General features: G+C 69.8%; 18 protein-coding genes. 11 read left to right on the top strand and 7 right to left on the bottom strand.

Features of this window, described 5'->3' with window-relative positions:
* Nucleotides 1-14: 14 nt before the first annotated feature.
* The 4 genes from OG452_RS09615 to OG452_RS09600 form a co-directional block, all read right to left on the bottom strand.
* Nucleotides 15-488, bottom strand: coding sequence for a MarR family winged helix-turn-helix transcriptional regulator (locus tag OG452_RS09615; RefSeq protein WP_327295197.1), 474 nt, complete (start codon nt 486-488; stop codon nt 15-17).
* 186 nt (nt 489-674) lie between these two features.
* Nucleotides 675-1,451, bottom strand: a complete 777-nt coding sequence (locus OG452_RS09610; RefSeq protein ID WP_327295196.1) for an AIM24 family protein — start codon at nt 1,449-1,451, stop codon at nt 675-677.
* Nucleotides 1,448-2,098 (bottom strand): AIM24 family protein, encoded by a 651-nt coding sequence (locus OG452_RS09605; RefSeq protein WP_266852956.1) that lies wholly within the window; start codon nt 2,096-2,098, stop codon nt 1,448-1,450. The genes OG452_RS09610 and OG452_RS09605 overlap by 4 nt, the downstream gene beginning before the upstream one ends.
* Nucleotides 2,098-2,736: an AIM24 family protein gene (locus OG452_RS09600; protein ID WP_327295195.1), complete on the bottom strand. Its 639-nt coding sequence runs from the start codon at nt 2,734-2,736 to the stop codon at nt 2,098-2,100. Before OG452_RS09600 ends, OG452_RS09605 begins: the two co-directional genes overlap by 1 nt.
* Nucleotides 2,737-2,894: 158 nt before the next feature.
* On the opposite strand from OG452_RS09600, the gene OG452_RS09595 reads away from it, so the two are divergent.
* The 5 genes from OG452_RS09595 (at nt 2,895) to OG452_RS09575 (ending at nt 6,422) form a co-directional block, all read left to right on the top strand.
* Entirely contained in the window at nt 2,895-3,242 is a 348-nt protein-coding gene (locus tag OG452_RS09595) for a DUF3817 domain-containing protein (RefSeq protein WP_327295194.1), read from the top strand.
* A complete protein-coding gene (locus OG452_RS09590) occupies nt 3,239-3,532 on the top strand; it encodes an MTH1187 family thiamine-binding protein (protein WP_327295193.1) in 294 nt (97 codons plus the stop codon). The genes OG452_RS09595 and OG452_RS09590 overlap by 4 nt, the downstream gene beginning before the upstream one ends.
* A 96-nt stretch (nt 3,533-3,628) precedes the next feature.
* Nucleotides 3,629-4,135, top strand: a complete 507-nt coding sequence (locus OG452_RS09585; protein ID WP_327295192.1) for a MarR family winged helix-turn-helix transcriptional regulator — start codon at nt 3,629-3,631, stop codon at nt 4,133-4,135.
* A 144-nt stretch (nt 4,136-4,279) separates the two neighbouring features.
* A complete protein-coding gene (locus tag OG452_RS09580; protein WP_327295191.1) occupies nt 4,280-4,618 on the top strand; it encodes a DUF3817 domain-containing protein in 339 nt (112 codons plus the stop codon).
* Nucleotides 4,619-4,721: 103 nt separating this feature from the next.
* Nucleotides 4,722-6,422 carry an acyl-CoA mutase large subunit family protein gene (locus OG452_RS09575; protein ID WP_327295190.1) on the top strand — a complete coding sequence of 567 codons (1,701 nt, stop codon included), beginning with the start codon at nt 4,722-4,724 and terminating at the stop codon, nt 6,420-6,422.
* 36 nt (nt 6,423-6,458) lie between these two features.
* On the opposite strand, the gene OG452_RS09570 is transcribed toward OG452_RS09575, so the two are convergent.
* Nucleotides 6,459-7,856, bottom strand: a complete 1,398-nt coding sequence (locus OG452_RS09570; RefSeq protein WP_327295189.1) for a sensor histidine kinase — start codon at nt 7,854-7,856, stop codon at nt 6,459-6,461.
* Nucleotides 7,853-8,572, bottom strand: a complete 720-nt coding sequence (locus tag OG452_RS09565) for a response regulator transcription factor (protein ID WP_327295188.1) — start codon at nt 8,570-8,572, stop codon at nt 7,853-7,855. Before OG452_RS09565 ends, OG452_RS09570 begins: the two co-directional genes overlap by 4 nt.
* 64 nt (nt 8,573-8,636) lie before the next feature.
* On the opposite strand from OG452_RS09565, the gene OG452_RS09560 reads away from it, so the two are divergent.
* Together OG452_RS09560 and OG452_RS09555 are read left to right on the top strand one after the other, a co-directional pair.
* Nucleotides 8,637-9,770 carry a UDP-N-acetylglucosamine--N-acetylmuramyl-(pentapeptide) pyrophosphoryl-undecaprenol N-acetylglucosamine transferase gene (locus OG452_RS09560; protein ID WP_327295187.1) on the top strand — a complete coding sequence of 378 codons (1,134 nt, stop codon included), beginning with the start codon at nt 8,637-8,639 and terminating at the stop codon, nt 9,768-9,770.
* Nucleotides 9,767-10,771, top strand: a complete 1,005-nt coding sequence (locus tag OG452_RS09555) for an SDR family NAD(P)-dependent oxidoreductase (protein ID WP_327295186.1) — start codon at nt 9,767-9,769, stop codon at nt 10,769-10,771. Before OG452_RS09560 ends, OG452_RS09555 begins: the two co-directional genes overlap by 4 nt.
* A 42-nt stretch (nt 10,772-10,813) precedes the next feature.
* Here the strand turns inward: OG452_RS09555 and OG452_RS09550 are convergent, their stop codons facing one another.
* Nucleotides 10,814-11,452: a TetR/AcrR family transcriptional regulator gene (locus OG452_RS09550; RefSeq protein ID WP_327295185.1), complete on the bottom strand. Its 639-nt coding sequence runs from the start codon at nt 11,450-11,452 to the stop codon at nt 10,814-10,816.
* A 378-nt stretch (nt 11,453-11,830) separates the two neighbouring features.
* Here OG452_RS09550 and OG452_RS09545 point away from each other — a divergent pair, with 378 nt between their 5' ends.
* The 4 genes from OG452_RS09545 to OG452_RS09530 all read left to right on the top strand — a co-directional run bounded on the left by OG452_RS09545 (nt 11,831) and on the right by OG452_RS09530 (nt 16,105).
* Nucleotides 11,831-12,808, top strand: a complete 978-nt coding sequence (locus tag OG452_RS09545; protein ID WP_327295184.1) for a tetratricopeptide repeat protein — start codon at nt 11,831-11,833, stop codon at nt 12,806-12,808.
* A 610-nt stretch (nt 12,809-13,418) separates the two neighbouring features.
* On the top strand, nt 13,419-14,063 hold the full coding sequence (locus OG452_RS09540) for a DUF6230 family protein (RefSeq protein WP_327295183.1): 645 nt from the start codon (nt 13,419-13,421) through the stop codon (nt 14,061-14,063).
* Between the two features lie 94 nt (nt 14,064-14,157).
* Complete coding sequence (locus tag OG452_RS09535; RefSeq protein WP_327295182.1) at nt 14,158-14,745, top strand: DUF6114 domain-containing protein; 588 nt, start codon at nt 14,158-14,160, stop codon at nt 14,743-14,745.
* Nucleotides 14,714-16,105, top strand: a complete 1,392-nt coding sequence (locus tag OG452_RS09530; RefSeq protein WP_442809985.1) for a hypothetical protein — start codon at nt 14,714-14,716, stop codon at nt 16,103-16,105. Before OG452_RS09535 ends, OG452_RS09530 begins: the two co-directional genes overlap by 32 nt.

Genomic DNA, 16,105 nt, shown 5'->3' with positions numbered 1-16,105 from the left:
GAACGGCGCGGCCGCTACCCCTTGCGCAGCCCCCGCAGCTGATCGGCGACCGGCGTCAGCGACTCACGCAGTCCGGCCAGTGCCTCGGGCGTCAACATGTCGATGAAGTGTCTGCGCACCGAGTCCACATGGTGCGGTGCGACCTTCTGCATGGTCTCGCCGCCGAGGTCGGTGAGGACGGCGAACAGCCCGCGCCGGTCCGACTCGCAGTTCTCCCTGCGGACCAGCCCGGCCTTCTCCATCCTGGTGATCTGGTGCGACAGGCGGCTCTTCGACTGAAGGGTGGCGGCGGCGAGATCGCTCATCCGCATCCGCCGGTCGTCGGCCTCGGAGAGATTGACCAGGATCTCGTAGTCGTTCATCGTCAAGCCGAACGGCTGGAGGTCCTTCTCCATCTGGTACGTCAGCAGCCTGTTGGCGTCCAGATAGGTGCGCCAGGAGCACTGCTCCGCCTCGTTCAGCCAGCGGGTGGCCGTCTCGGTCTCCATAATGAGAATTCTACCTAAGAAGTTGAATATTGGACAACATGGGGGGTGTCACTCGGGCCTCACTCCCGGCGCGCGCCACACTGCGCCACCGCGATCCCGATCCCGGGCCTGATCGCGGACGGCGATCCTGATCCGGTTCCGCGCCGGGGGTTCAGATGTTCGACGTTACACTCCGCAGGCTAGTGCTTACAGCCCGAAGCGGCGCTGAAGATCCCCGACCTGGCCGGGAAAGCGCGCTCCTGGGCCGTTTTGGCCGGAACGAGGCCCCTGCCCACCGGGAACGCCTGGTTCGTCCGGCACCGAACCGGTCGGCTTCTCGGGCAGCAGCGCCTCGGTCGACTGGAGCAGCACCGTCCCGGCGCCCACGAACTCGAACTGGTGCTCCTCGCCCGATACGCCGCCGAGGCCGGTGAACGACCTGATCCCGCCCAGCACCCCCGTCAGATAGGCGTGGTCGTAGTGGTGGCAAGGCGACGGGCAGTCCGCCCAGCCGACCAGGGCCTGCGGGTCGACCCGGATCGGCGGCTCCATGAAGACGACCGGACCGTTCGAAGCGGCCACGAACTTCCCCGTACCGATCAGGGTCAGAAAGCCGGGCACGATCGACTGCTTCAGGGAGAGCGACGGCTCGAACGCCAGCAGGTTGCCGGAGCGGACCGTGAGATTACCGTCGTCCAGGTCGAACGAGTTCACGTCGAAGGCCCGGTCGGCGAGCAGCATCTTGCCCGATCCCTCCGCCACCACCCAGTCCGAGGCGTGCAGCGGGGAGTGGAAGCTGGTGCGCAGCAGATGGTCGAACCGGCCGTTGCCGAAGCCGTTGTACTCGATCCGCCCGTAGTAGGCGATCATCTTGCCCTTCTGCAGGAACCACTGGCTGCCGCTGAGTTCCACGCAGAAGGTGTACTTGTTGACGTTGTCGTTGGCCGGCAGCGTCATCGGGTCATGGACCACCGGTCCCGTCACAGCTTCTCCTCCGATGCCTGCACATAGACCGCGCCGCTGCCGGACAGTTCGAGCTGGAACGCCTCGCCCGAGCCGCGCCCCACCATCTCCCGCCAGCCGAGCGCCGCCGACAGCTTGTTCCGTACGTCCCCGTGGTGGGCGACGTACGCCTGCGGGTCCACATGCACCGGCCCCTGCGGGGTGATCGGCAGCTCCACGACCCCGCCGTGCGCCATCACGGCCACCGCGCCGTGGCCCTTGAGCGTCGTGGTGAACAGCCCCTGGCCGGTGACCTGGCCGCGCACCATCCCCATGACCCCGCCCTGCGAACCCATGAACATCGTGCCCTGCTGGAGCGAACCGTCGAACGCCAGCAGCCGGTCCGCCTCCACATACAGCGTGTCGCCGGCCAGCGAGATCACCTGGATGTGGTGGCCGCCGTGTCCGAACATCACCGTGCCCCGGCCCTCCACCGTCATCAGCGGCGTGGCCTCGTTGGCCACCCGCCGCCCGATCATGGACATCACACCGCCCTGACCGCCCTGGATGTTCGGCGTGAAGGTCACGTCGCCCCGGTACGCGAGCATCGCTCCGCGCTGGCTGTAGAGCTTCTGGCCGGGCACCACCGTGGCCTCGACCATCTTCGAGTTGATCTCGGTGAACGGCATCAGACATCACCCCCGACCGTGCTGCGCTCGCTGGGCTGTACGTAGACCAGCCCCTCGCCCTCGAACCGGATCTGGAAGGACTCGCCGGACCCCTCACCCATGAAGGTCCGGAAACTGACCCCGGTCTGGAAGTGCTGCTGGAGGCTGCCGGTGTGCGCGATGTACGCACCGGGGTCGACCAGGAGCGGGTACTGCGGGCTGACCCGCAGGACGACCGCCGGGCCGTGCGACATCACCGCGGCCTGCCCCGTCCCCTCGGCGGTGGTGGTGAACAGGCCGTTGCCCTGGGACGCGCCCCGCAGCCCGGTGAAGGTCGTGCCGGTGCGCAGCCCCGCGTCCGTGCAGAGGAGGTTGCTCGCCTCCACATGGAGCTTCTCGCCGTGCAGGGCGACGAGGTTGATCTCGGTGGCGCGGTCGGCGAAGTAGCAGGTGCCCTTGCCGCGCACCTCCATCACGCTCATCTGCTCGCCGGTGAGGCGCCGGGTCACCATCCCGCGGAGCCCCTCACCGCCGCCGGACATCTTTTTGAAGGTCATCTGGCCGTCGTAGGCGACCATCGAGCCGTTCTTCGCTTTGACGGCGTCGCCTGTCATGTCGACGGCGAGCATCTTGCTGCCTTGGAGTCGGAACTGAGCCACGGACTGAAGGTAACGGGCCGGAAGGGGTACGAACAGCGCCCCTGGGCCTATATGCACCCTGAAGGAGCCCTGAGGAGGACGGCTGACACAATGGTGCAAGCTTGTGCGTACTTTCACAAGATCGCCGTGTGTCCCCCAACCGGGAAGGTTGCTCCCCCGTGGACCTCAAGACCGCTTCTGCCCTCCGCCGGTTCCGGCTGGTAGCCGCTCCCGAGGCGGTGTCCTACTTCCTGCTCCTGCCGATCGGCGTCGTGCTCAAGGGCACCACCTCCTTCAACCCGGTGCCCGTCCTGGGCTGGATCCATGGCCTGCTCTTCATCCTGTACGTGGTCTTCTGCGCGGATGCCTGGAACCGTGCCAAGTGGTCCGCCAAGACCGGCATCGTCTATCTCGTGCTCTCCGTGGTCCCGATCGGCGGCTTCTTCGCCGAGCGCAAGCTGCGCCGCGAGGCCGAGGACGCGGTGATCGCCTCCCGGGCGCGCCGCGAAGGCGTGGTCGCGTCGTGATCGTCGCTTTCTCGATCACCCCGCTGGGCGTCGGCGAGGACGTGGGGGAGTACGTCGCCGAAGCCGTACGCGTCGTACGGGAGTCGGGTCTGCCGAATCGCACCGACGCCATGTTCACCTCGGTCGAAGGCGAATGGGACGAGGTCATGGACGTCGTCAGGCGCGCCGTAGCGGTGGTCGAGCAGCGCGCCCCCCGGGTCTCGCTCGTGCTCAAGGCGGACATCAGGCCGGGTGTGACGGACGGCCTGACCTCCAAGGTGGACACCGTCGAGCGGCACCTCGCCGGGTAGCCCTGGCCCGTTCGCGTTCGCTCCCGCCCTTCGGTCCGCGGACCGAAGGGCGAGACGGGGCTGACCGTCATATGACCGGCCGGTAGGGTCGATGCCGTGCCGAAGCCGCTCAGCCTTCCCTTCGATCCCATCGCGCGCGCCGACGAACTGTGGCAGCAGCGCTGGGGCCCCGTGCCCTCGATGGCCGCCATCACCTCGATCATGCGCGCCCACCAGATCCTCCTCGCGGAGGTCGACGCGGTCGTCAAGCCGTACGGCCTGACGTTCGCGCGCTACGAGGCGCTGGTGCTGCTCACCTTCTCCAAGGCGGGTGAACTGCCGATGTCCAAGATCGGTGAGCGGCTGATGGTGCACCCCACATCGGTGACGAACACTGTCGACCGGCTGGTCACGTCCGGCCTGGTCGACAAGCGCCCCAACCCGAACGACGGGCGCGGCACGCTGGCCTCCATCACCGACAAGGGCCGCGAGGTCGTCGAAGCGGCCAGTGCGGATCTGATGAAGATGGAGTTCGGGCTGTCCGCGTACGACGCGGAGGGCTGCGGCGATATCTTCGCGATGCTCAGGCCGCTTCGGGTGGCGGCGGACGACTTCGAGGAGTAGGGCGGCGGGGCTGGGGAGCCGTGGGCGGGTCCTGCCGGGCCGGTGGGCCGCTCTGCGGGGCTCCGGAGGGTACTCAGGCGGGGCCTCGGCCCCAAGGGCAACCCCGCCGAAGATCGCCCATAGCGCCCGGATACGCTCGACTGCATGAAACGAAGCGTGCTGACCCGCTACCGCGTGATGGCCTATGTCACCGGTGTGCTGCTGGTCCTGCTGACCCTCGGCGTCATCGCCAAGTACCTGCTGGACATCAACGGGGCGACCGGTTTCGTCAGCGTGGTCGGAATCGCGCACGGCTGGCTGTACGTGGTCTACCTGATCTTCGCCTTCGACCTCGGCTCCAAGGCGAAGTGGCCGGTCGCCAAGCAGATCTGGGTGCTGCTGGCCGGTACGGTCCCGACCGCGGCGTTCTTCGTCGAGCGGAAGATCTCCCGCGAGCTGGAGCCCCGGATCACCGAGCGGGCCCCGGTCGCAGCGAAGGCCTAGCGCTGACCGGCCAATGGGGGGGCGGCCCTCGCACCACCGCCCGCACGGTGTGCGGGCGGTCTGCCATCGACATTTATTAGGACGTCCTAGTAAATTCGAGGGTATGGACGCTCACGCCATTGAAGAGGGCCGCCGTCGCTGGCAGGCCAGGTACGACAAAGCCCGCAAGCGGGACGCCGATTTCTCGACCCTGTCGGGCGACCCGGTGGACCCGGTGTACGGGCCACGGCCGGGCGACACCTACGAGGGATTCGAGCGGATCGGCTGGCCCGGCGAGTACCCGTACACCCGTGGCCTGCACCCCACCGGCTACCGCGGCCGCACCTGGACGATCAGGCAGTTCGCCGGGTTCGGCAACGCCCGCCAGACGAACGACCGCTACAAGACGATCCTCGCCAACGGCGGCGGCGGTCTCTCGGTCGCCTTCGACATGCCGACGCTGATGGGCCGCGACTCCGACGAGCCGAAGGCGCTCGGCGAGGTCGGCCACTGCGGGGTCGCCATCGACTCGGCCGCCGACATGGAGATCCTCTTCCAGGACATCCCGCTCGGAGATGTCACCACCTCGATGACGATCAGCGGCCCGGCCGTCCCGGTCTTCTGCATGTACCTGGTCGCCGCCGAGCGCCAGGGCATCGACCCGGCCGTGCTCAACGGCACGCTCCAGACCGACATCTTCAAGGAGTACATCGCGCAGAAGGAGTGGCTCTTCCAGCCCGAGCCGCATCTGCGCCTGATCGGCGACCTGATGGAGCACTGCGCCGACGCGATCCCCGCGTACAAGCCGCTCTCGGTGTCCGGGTACCACATCCGCGAGGCGGGTGCGACGGCCGCGCAGGAGCTGGCGTACACCCTCGCCGACGGCTTCGGTTACGTGGAGCTCGGCCTCTCGCGCGGGATGGACGTGGATGTCTTCGCGCCGGGGCTGAGCTTCTTCTTCGACGCGCACGTCGACTTCTTCGAGGAGATCGCCAAGTTCCGTGCGGCGCGCAGGATCTGGGCGCGCTGGATGAAGGACGTCTATGGCGCGCGGACCGACAAGGCGCAGTGGCTCCGCTTCCACACCCAGACGGCCGGGGTCTCGCTGACCGCGCAGCAGCCGTACAACAACGTCGTACGGACCGCGGTCGAGGCGCTCGCCGCTGTCCTCGGCGGCACCAACTCCCTGCACACCAACGCCCTGGACGAGACGCTCGCGCTGCCGAGCGAGCAGGCCGCTGAGATCGCGCTGCGGACGCAGCAGGTGCTGATGGAGGAGACGGGCGTCGCCAATGTGGCGGACCCGCTGGGCGGCTCCTGGTACATCGAGCAGCTCACGGACCGCATCGAGGCCGACGCGGAGAAGATCTTCGACCAGATCAAGGAGCGCGGCCTGCGGGCGCACCCCGATGGGCAGCACCCGATCGGCCCGGTCACATCGGGCATCCTGCGCGGCATCGAGGACGGCTGGTTCACCGGCGAGATCGCCGAGTCCGCCTTCCAGTACCAGCGCTCGGTCGAGAAGGGCGACAAGCGAGTCGTCGGCGTCAACTGCCTGCACGGATCGGTCACCGGCGATCTGGAGATCCTCCGCGTCAGCCACGAGGTGGAGCGCGACCAGGTGCAGGAACTGGTGGTCCGCAAGGCGGCCAGGGACGACGCCCGGGTACGGGCCGCCCTGGACGCGCTGCTCACAGCCGCCCGGGACGGCTCGAACATGATCGAGCCGATGCTGGCCGCCGTCCGCGTGGAGGCGACGCTCGGCGAGATCTGCGGGGTACTCCGGGACGAGTGGGGCATCTACACGGAGCCGCCGGGCTTCTGACCGGGACGGGTCATGTCATGACACGGGCGACCGGCCTCACGGGAGGCGCAGCCGGAAGAGTGCGCCGCCGCCCGGTGCCTGTTCCGCGGTGAGTTCCGCGCCGTGCGCGCGGGCGATCTGGCGGGCCATCGCGAGACCCAGACCGGAGCCGGCCAGCGAACGCGCGGCACGGGCCCGGTAGAAGCGGTCGAAGACGTACGGCAGGTCGTCGGGCGCGATCCCCGGCCCGTGGTCGCGCACGGTCAGCTCGGTCGTGGTCAGCGTGATCTCGACCTCGCCCACATCGCCCGAGAACTTCGCCGCGTTCGAGAGCAGATTGGCGAGCAGCCTGGAGAGCCGCGCCGGTACGCCGTTCAGTACCGGGTCGGCCGCCGTCTCCACGGTGAAGGCGAGCCCCGGCCAGTGGCCACGGGCCGCCGCCACCGCGTGCTCGACCAGCGGGGCCAGCCGGACGCTCTCCACCAGCGGTACGGGCTCCTCGTCACGGGCCAGTTCGATCAGGTCGTTCACCAGCGTCGTCACCTCGTGGATCTGCCGGGTGAGGGCGCCCGTCGCCCGGTCGCGCTGCGCGGGGGTCAACCGGTCGGCGCGGGCGAGGAGTTCCGCGTTGGTCCGCAGCGCCGTGAGCGGGGTGCGCAGTTCGTGGGAGGCGTCCGCCACCAGCCGGCGTTGGGCGGTCACCGACTGCTCCAGCTCGCCCAGCATGGTGTTGAACGTGGTCGCCAGCCGGGTGACCTCGTCCTGTCGGGTGGCGGGCCCCGGCGGCAGCTCGATGCGGTGGCGCGGGTCCCGGGTCGCGGCGATCCGCTCGGCGGCGCCGGTGAGCCGGGCGACGGGCGCCAGACCGGTACGCGACACCCAGTAACCCAGCGCCGCGGCGACCAGCACCCCGGCGCCGCCGACCGCCGCGAGCAGCTGGGCGGTCCGCCGTACGCTCTTCTCGACCGGGTCGGAGCGCAGGGCCACCTGCACCGCCTCACGGTGACCGAAGGTGGTGGTGAGCATCCGGGTGGGACGCCCCTGGAGGGTGATGTCGGTGAAGTACGGTGCGCGCTTGCCCGCTGCGACCTCACGGACCGGTTCCGATACCGGCAGCAGGTACGGCTGGGCGGGGTCCGCCGACGGATGGGCCGGCACGATCTGTGCGCAGGCGGGCGACGCCAGGAACTGGCACTGGCCCTCGACGACCCCGGGCTCCCCGCGCCCGCCGCCGGACACCGCCGCCGACTGGATGAGATTGAGGTCCAGCTGGTGGTACATCTCGTACCGCTGGACGAAGAAGGCCGCCGCGCACACCCCGAGCGCGACCAGGGCCACGGCCGCCGACGCGGTCAGGGCGAGCCGGGTGCGCAGCGGACGGCGGCGGCGCCAGCGCGCACCGAGCCGGTGGGACGGCGCCCGGCGCGGGCCGCCCAGGTCATTGCGGGCGCTCACGCCGCGTCCAGCCGGTAGCCGACCCCGTGCACGGTGTGGACCACGCGCGGTTCGCCCGCCGCCTCCAGCTTGCGGCGCAGGTAGCCGACGTACACCGCGAGCGAGTTGGAGTCGGGGCCGAAGTCCTGGCCCCAGACCCGCTCCTGGATCAGCTCCCGGGTGAGGACCTGCCCGGGGTGGCGCAGCAGCAGATCGAGCAGGGCGAACTCGGTCCTGCTGAACTCGATGGGGCGCCCGGCCCGGTGCCCGGTGCGGGTCTCCGGATCCACGGTCAGATCGCCGTACGACAGCGCGCCCGGCTCCTCATCCACCGGCGCGGCCCGTCGCAGCAGCGCCCGCACCCGGGCGATCAGCTCGTCGAGCGCGAACGGCTTCACCAGGTAGTCGTCGGCCCCAGCCTCCAGCCCGTCCACCCGCTCGCTCACCGAGTCAAGGGCGGTCAGCACCAGTACCGGCGTACGGTCGCCGACGGCGCGCAGCCGACGGCAGACCGCGAGACCGTCGAGCACCGGCATCAGCACGTCGAGCACGACCGCGTCCGGCTGCCAGGAGGCGACGGCCGACAGGGCGGCGAGTCCGTCGGCCGCGCCCCGCACCTCGTACCCCTCGACGCTGAGACCGTCCTCGACCGCCACGCGTACCTCCGGCTGGTCGTCCACGACCAGGATCTTTCTCGGTCGGGGGCTCACGGGCGGCGTGTGCGGGTGCGGGTTCATGGAGCGAAGCCTGCCAAACCCGTCTCTTAGAACCTTCTTACCTCGCGACGTGAGTGTGCTGGCCATGCGCACACCACTCTCCGTCGTGATCGGTGCGGGCGGCACCGGCGGCCACATCTACCCGGGCCTCGCCCTCGCCGACGCCCTGCGCCGGGCCGTACCCGGCGCGGTGATCTCGTTCGTCGGCACCGAACGCGGCCTCGAATCCACGCTCATACCCGGCGCCGGATACCCGCTGCACACCGTCGCCATGATCCCCTTCGACCCGGCGCTCGGCGCCCGGCGCTATCTGCTGCCGGCCGCTCTGCTGAAGTCCGGCGCACAGTGCCGGACGATCCTGCGCGAGCAGGGGGCCCATGTCGCGGTCGGCATGGGCGGCTACCCGAGCGCGCCGGTGATACTCGGCGCCCGGATGGCCGGTGTGCCGAGCGTCATCCACGAGTCCAACGCGGTGCCGGGCCGCGCCAACCAGTTCGCAGCCCGGCTCACCCCGCATCTCACCGTCGCCTTCGACCGCAGCCGGGCCCACCTCGCCGGCGGCGAGAACGCGGAGACGGTCGGGATGCCGATCGCCGCACCGATCGCGGCCCTCGACCGTCCCGCGCTGCGCGCCGAGGCCCGCCGGGCGCTCGGTGTCCCCGCCGGGGCGCGGCTGCTGCTGGTCAACGGCGGCAGCCTCGGCGCGGCCCGGCTCACCGCCGCCGCGGTCGGGCTCGCGGCCCGCTGGCAGGCGCGTACGGACGTCCATCTGCTCATCAAGACCGGCCCGGCCGCCCTGGAGGCGGCCCGGGCCCGGCTTGCAGCCGAGGGCGGCTGCCGGATCGCCGGCGCCGTCCCCTATCTGGACCGGATGGACCTCGCGTACGCCGCCGCCGACCTGGTGGTCTGCCGGGCCGGCTCCGCCACGGTCGCCGAACTCGCCACCACCGGGGTGCCCGCGATTCTCGTCCCGTATCCGCACGCGCCGGGCGACCACCAGACCCACAACGCCCGCGTCCTCAGCGACGCCGGGGCCGGGGTGCTGATCGCCGACGAGGAGACGACGGCGGAGCGGCTCGCCGAAGTGGCGGGCCCGCTCCTGGCCGACCCTGCCCGGCTCGCCGCGATGAGCGGTGCGGCCGGACCTTCCACCCATGCCCGGGCAGCCGATCTGCTCGCTGCCCGGGTCCTGTCCCACGCAAAGGAGTTCACCCCATGACCAGTCGGCAGACCAGCAATTGGCAGAACCGCACCGTCCTCGTCACCGGAGCCGAGGGCTTCATCGGCTCGACCCTGGTCGACCTCCTGGTGGAGCAGGGGGCGCGGGTCCGGGCATTCGTCCACTACAAGCCGTACGGCGAGAAGGGCCACCTCGGCCGCCATCTGGGCAGCTCCCAGGTCCAGATGGTGGCGGGGGACGTCCGGGACGCGGGCCGCGTCGACGACGCAGTGGCGGGCTGCGACACGGTCTTCCACCTCGCCGCGCTGATCGGCATCCCGTACAGCTACGACGCCCCCGGCGCGTACGTCGCCACGAATGTCACCGGCACCGAGAACATCGCCGAGTCCTGCTGCCGGCACTCCGTACGCCGTCTTCTGCACGCGTCCACCAGTGAGGTGTACGGGACCGCGCGCACCGCCCCGATCAGCGAACAGCACCCGCTCCAGCCGCAGTCCCCTTACTCAGCGTCCAAGATCGGCGCCGACATGATGGCGCTGTCCCACTGGCACGCGTTCGAGCTGCCGGTGACGGTGGTGCGGCCCTTCAACACGTACGGCCCCCGGCAGTCTGCACGCGCCGTCATCCCCACCATCCTCGCCCAGCTCCACTCCGGGGCCCGGGAGATCAAGCTCGGTTCGCTCACGCCGACCCGTGACTTCACCTATGTCACGGACACCGCGCGCGGCTTCCTCGCGCTGGCGGACTGCGACCGGGCGCTGGGCGAGAGCGTCAATCTCGGTACAGGACAGGAGATTTCCATCGGAGACCTGGCGCAGGCGCTGATCGCGGCCTCCGGCCGGGACGCCGAGGTCGTCGTCGACCCGGCCAGGCTCCGCCCTTCGGGCAGTGAGGTCCAGCGGCTGCTCTCGGACAACTCGCGGGCCCGCGAGTGGGCGGGCTGGCAGCCCGAAGTGGCGCTCGCCGACGGGCTGAAGCAGACATCGGAGTGGATCGCGGAGCACCTGCACCTGTTCGCGGCCGACCGCTACCAGGTCTGACACCTGTTCGCGGCGGACCGCCACCAGGATTGAGCCGGGTGATCAGGCGGGCGAACCGGCAGGCGGGGCCGGGGTGCTGCTCAGCCCGGAGCAGAGCAGCACCGTGAACTCGCGCGCCCACTCCTCGTCCACCGGCTCCGCGCTCACCAGCGCCCGGTGCACCACGGCGCCCGCGACCACGTCGAAGATAAGGTCGGTGTGGCGGGCCGAGATCTCGGGGTCCTCCTCGGAGGGGAGTTCGCCCCGGGCCTGGGCCCGCTCGCGGCCGACGGTCACCAGCCGCTTCTGCCGGTCGACGATGGCCGAGCGGATCCGGGCGCGCAGCGCCTCGTCGCTGATCGACTCGGCGACCACCGCCATCAGCGCGGTCTTGGTCTCGGGCCGCGCGAGGAGCGCGGCGAACTGGAGCACCACGCCCTCGATGTCGGCGGACAGACTGCCCCGGTCCGGCAGGTCCAGCTCGTCGAACAGGACCGCCACGGCGTCCACGACCAGTTCGTTCTTGTGCGACCAGCGGCGGTAGAGCGTCGTCTTGGCCACCCCGGCGCGGGTCGCCACCTCGCCCATGGTCAGCTTCGACCAGCCCACCTCGACCAGCGCGGCTCTCGTCGCCATGAGGATCGCGGTATCGGCCTCTGGGGAGCGTGGGCGACCCGTTCGGGTGGGCTTGCTGAAAGGCATGACCGCGACCATACCGGTCAGTAGCCGAGCCGCAGTGAGTCAGATCACGGGAAACCGGCGGAGGATTTACGCCCGCTGCTCCCGGTCGACCAGTTACGCTACGACTCGTAGCGTAAAGAGGCGCAAGCGCGCTTCGGCTGCACGAGCACCACGCGACGACCGGGTGACACCACAGCACGACAAGAGCCACTGGCGCCAGGGTGGGGACCCTGCGCCTGTACCGGGCCCCTCATCGGGCCGACGGCCTGTGTCCGTCCGTACGCCCCGCATCCGGCGGGGGGTGTACGGACGGGCCGGGCCCGCACCAGCGGCGGATTACGCCGACAGCTTTCTCGAACGGCTTTCCTGAACGAGTGGCGGAGGGGGGAGGATGTACGTATGCAGCCTAGGAACATGTCCATGAGCGGCGTCGTCGACCTCGCCGCAGTGAAGGCCGCCGGCGAGGCCCGGCAGAAAGCGGAGCAGGCGCGAGCCGAGACCGCCAGGCAGGGCGGCGCAGCGCCCGTCTCACCCGTCTCGCTGGTGATCGATGTCGATGAAGCCGGTTTTGAGCGCGATGTCATCCAGCGCTCCGCCGAGGTCCCGGTCGTCATCGACTTCTGGGCCGAGTGGTGCGAGCCCTGCAAGCAGCTCGGCCCGCTGCTCGAGCGCCTCGCCGTCGAGTACAACGGCCGCTTCCTGCTCGCCAAGGTCGACGTCGACGCCAACCAGATGCTGATGCAGCAGTTCGGGATCCAGGGGATTCCGGCCGTTTTCGCCGTCGTCGCCGGGCAGGCGCTCCCGCTCTTCCAGGGCGCGGCGCCCGAGGCCCAGATCCGGCAGACCCTCGACCAGCTGATCCAGGTCGGCGAGGAGCGCTTCGGGCTCACCGGGATCCCGGTGGACCCGGACGCGGAGCCGCCCGCGGCGGACGCCGAGCCCGCCGAGGCCCCGGCCGGTCCCCATGACGCGCTGCTCGAAGCGGCCGTACAGGCGCTGGACGCCAATGACTTCGACGGTGCGGTCCAGGCGTACCGGAACGTCCTCTCGCAGGAGCCGGCCAACGAGGAGGCCAAGCTCGGCCTCGCCCAGGCGGAACTGCTCGGCCGGGTCCATGGACTTGACCCCCAGCAGGTCCGGAAGGACGCGGCCGACAGCCCCGCCGACGTCCAGGCGCAGATCGCCGCGGCCGACCTCGATCTGGTCGGCGGTCATATCGAGGACGCCTTCGGCCGTCTGGTTCAGACGGTGCAGCGCACGGTGGGTGACGACCGCGAGGCCGCACGGGTCCATCTGCTCCAGCTCTTCGAAGTGATCGGATCCGACGATCCGAGGGTTACCGCCGCCCGTTCCGCCCTGGCGCGTGTGCTGTTCTGACAGGGTTCTGAACAGTCACTAAACGCGTGGCGTCTGCGGGTTGCCGCTGACGATTTGGCGACACAGCGATAACCGGCGGCCGCACTTTGCCAAAACTTGGCAATTGCGGCCGTCTGTTACTCCGAGTAAATCAGGTACCTCCTTCTGCCCGGTTATGGTCGCCTACCGCCCGATGTAGCGGCGGTGTCGGGCCCACCCTCTGTGCCCGCGCGATATCGGGGGGTCGCGGTTCGGTTATCGAGCCGTTACTAGCCGGTAACGAGCCCCTTGTGTCACGGCCGCGAATGCACCACGATCGGCCGGGCTCGGTCCAATCACGCACCGGCGCGACATCCGGTCGCGGCGTGGCCGCTTGGGTCCCCACCGAGCCGGTCGGCGGCAGTGGCGCCGGCTGCGGGACAGGGGGGTTCCTGCCACCCGGCGGGGCCTGTCCAGCGGTTGCGCGTAGGCGTGGCCAGTGGTTGTCGCTCGGGGGTGATCGCCGGTGCTTCGGACGCGGTTCGCGCTTCTGAACCGGGCGCTCTCCTTCCCGAGGACGTAGCACTTCTCCCATCCCAGGACGGGCTTCGAACCCGATCCGGAGATGTACGTCCGAGAAGGAGGAAACTAAGTGAGTTCCCAGGTACGTGGCGGAACCAGATGGAAGCGGTTCGCGCTTGTCATGGTGCCGAGCGTGGTCGCCACCGCTGCGGTGGGCGTCGGCCTCGCGCAGGGTGCGCTCGCCGCTTCGTTCAGCGTGTCCGGCCAGAGCTTCAAGGTCACCGCCGACCAGCTGGTCGGGCATGACTTCGTCCAGTACGGCAGTGTCGCGACCGGCAAGGACCTGAACGGCAAGAGCGCCGCGCACGCGGTGGCCGTTTCGGGCTTCCACGATGCGACGATCACCAACATGTGCCAGTCGGTGGTCACGCCCAACCTGCCGTTCGGCCTCGGCAGCGTCACGCTGCAGCTGCACGCCGGCACCCAGGCGAAGAAGCCGGTCGAGGCGACGAACCTGTACCTCGATGTCGCGAGCCTCGACGCCGATGCGACGTTCAAGAACATCGACATCGGTGTCGCGGCCGGTGACCCGTCGAACAAGACGGGCATCGAGCACGGCACGGAGAAGGCCGTCAACCCGAACGGCTTCGCGCAGCGCGCCGACGAGGCGACGCTGGAGCACGTGAAGCAGACGGCGTGGGCGACCACGGCCGGCACCTTCAAGCTCAGCAACTTGAGCCTGAGGCTCAAGTCGGGCGTCAAGGAGTGCTACTAAGCACGCCCGGGCGGCCGGAGCGCGCACTCCGCACTGCGGCCGCCCGAACCCCTCTACTTCTCAGAGCAACACCGGTACCAGGGAGCTGTTTTCCATGAGCGCCGAGTCCACAGGTTCCCGCGATTTCACCCACTGGCGGCTTCGCTTCCGCGCATGGCGGGGAAACCGACCCTTCTGGGCGGGCCTGTTCACCGTGGTGGGAGGCGTGCCGATCGCCTACTTCCCGTATGCCAACATGCACCTCGGCAATGTGACGCTGGCGATGTCCACCACCGCGGGCGCCGGATCGCTGATCATCGGCGTGCTGCTCGTCACGCTCGGCCTCACGATGTGGTACCACGGCGCCGTACGGGTGTTCGCGGGAATAGCGGCGATCCTGCTGGCGCTGATCTCCCTCCCGGTGGCGAACATCGGCGGTTTCGTCGTCGGCTTCCTGCTGTCGATGATCGGCGGGGCGCTCTCGCTCTCCTGGTCGCCCCCGAGGCCGGGTGCCGACCCGGCGGTGGCGGCCCAGGGTGGTTCCGAGGACGGGACCCCGCACGGAAGCACGCCCGAAGGGACCGCTCCCGTGGACGGGTTCCTGCCCTTCGGCCACGCGCCGGGCGTCCCGGAGCAGCCGTCCCGGGCGTATGACAAGGACACGACAGTGGATGCCAACGGTGGGAGGCACCGTGCGGGGTGACGAAGCGCAGCTGAGTACCACCGAAGGCGACGACTTCGCGGAGAGAAGAGGGGGCCGTCACGCGGCCCCCAGGAAGTCGCTGCTGACGAAGCTGCACATACCCGCGAGCAAGGCGATAGCCCTGGCTGCCATGCCCACCGCGGTGTTCGTCGGGATGGGACTCACCCCCAAGCTGGCGATGGCCGACGACCAGGGCGACATCCCGTTCGCGTCCGGACCGTGTGTGTCCCGCTCCGACGAGCCGAGCCCGTCGGACAGCGCGTCGGGCTCCCCGAGCCCGTCGGCCAGTGCGTCGGACAAGGCCAAGACGGACGCCAAGGACTCAAAGGCCAAGAAGGACGACAAGGCCGGCGATGCCCCGTCCCCGTCGGCCACGCCTTCGGCGGGCGCGACCGGCTCCACGAAGAAGACGCCGGAGTCCACGTCCGGTTCCTCCTCTTCGGACCAGACGTCCCCGTCGCCCGCCGCGAGCGAGTCGAAGAACCCGCTGGACCCGCTGGGTGTGGGTGACGCGCTCAAGAACCTGCTCAACCCGGACAAGGACACGGCGAGCCCGTCCCCGGACCCGTCGTCCTCCTCGACGTCCAAGACGTCCGAGACCGCGGCGGAGAAGAAGGCCGCCGAGAAGAAGGCCGCCGAGAAGAAGGCGGCCGAGAAGAAGGCGGCCGAGAAGAAGGCGGCGGAGAAGAAGGCCTCCGTCACGGACACGGCCGGCAAGGTCGTCGGCGGGGCGACGAGCGCTGCCGACAAGACCGCCGAGAAGATCCGCGAGGCGGCCGCCGAGGCCGGAAAGACGGTCAAGGAACTCCCTTCGGACGCCAAGGGCCTGGACCCCAAGAAGGACACGGCCATCCCGGACGGCGCCAAGCCCTCCTACCCGTGCCCGACCGCCGACCCGAAGGCGCTCGCCGCGGCCGATCTGGAACAGGGCATCCCCGCCCTGCCCGACGACCCGTGGACGCTGAAGAGCTCGATGCTGACCCTCAAGGGCCTTGACTACAAGGGCATCGTCGAGGTCAGGACGGGCAGCGGCAAGATCAAGAAGGTCCTGAAGTTCACCGCGTCCGCGCTGGACATCAAGGACCTGCACCAGATGACCGTCGGCCCGAACGGTGCCACCGGCCATGTGAAGGGCGCGGCGGGCTCGACGTCGACCATCCGCGACGGCGAGGTCACGATGTACACGGAGTCGCTGCAGGGCAACCTCTTCGGCCTCATCCCGATCACGTTCAGCCCGGAGACCCCGCCGCCGATCAACGTGCCGTTCGCGTTCTTCACGAACGTCACGGTGAAGCAGGCGGGCCAGTTCGGCGGCACGCTCCATGTGCCCGGACTCCAGAACTACTTCACCGGCGCCTGA

The sequence above is a fragment of the Streptomyces sp. NBC_01197 genome (assembly GCF_036010505.1).
Classification (GTDB): domain Bacteria; phylum Actinomycetota; class Actinomycetes; order Streptomycetales; family Streptomycetaceae; genus Streptomyces.
This window is presented reverse-complemented; position numbering and strand designations above follow the sequence as displayed.

Bases quoted from the DNA above. Each gene is read 5' to 3' on its own strand.
- OG452_RS09575 (WP_327295190.1), top strand. From the start codon at position 4,722: ATGGACGCTCACGCCATTGAAGAGGGCCGCCGTCGCTGGCAGGCCAGG.
- OG452_RS09550 (WP_327295185.1), bottom strand. From the start codon at position 11,452: ATGCCTTTCAGCAAGCCCACCCGAACGGGTCGCCCACGCTCCCCAGAG.
- OG452_RS09605 (WP_266852956.1), bottom strand. From the start codon at position 2,098: ATGCCGTTCACCGAGATCAACTCGAAGATGGTCGAGGCCACGGTGGTG.
- OG452_RS09560 (WP_327295187.1), top strand. From the start codon at position 8,637: ATGCGCACACCACTCTCCGTCGTGATCGGTGCGGGCGGCACCGGCGGC.
- OG452_RS09565 (WP_327295188.1), bottom strand. From the start codon at position 8,572: ATGAACCCGCACCCGCACACGCCGCCCGTGAGCCCCCGACCGAGAAAG.
- OG452_RS09535 (WP_327295182.1), top strand. From the start codon at position 14,158: ATGAGCGCCGAGTCCACAGGTTCCCGCGATTTCACCCACTGGCGGCTT.
- OG452_RS09530 (WP_442809985.1), top strand. From the start codon at position 14,714: ATGCCAACGGTGGGAGGCACCGTGCGGGGTGACGAAGCGCAGCTGAGT.
- OG452_RS09580 (WP_327295191.1), top strand. From the start codon at position 4,280: ATGAAACGAAGCGTGCTGACCCGCTACCGCGTGATGGCCTATGTCACC.
- OG452_RS09545 (WP_327295184.1), top strand. From the start codon at position 11,831: ATGCAGCCTAGGAACATGTCCATGAGCGGCGTCGTCGACCTCGCCGCA.
- OG452_RS09555 (WP_327295186.1), top strand. From the start codon at position 9,767: ATGACCAGTCGGCAGACCAGCAATTGGCAGAACCGCACCGTCCTCGTC.
- OG452_RS09615 (WP_327295197.1), bottom strand. From the start codon at position 488: ATGGAGACCGAGACGGCCACCCGCTGGCTGAACGAGGCGGAGCAGTGC.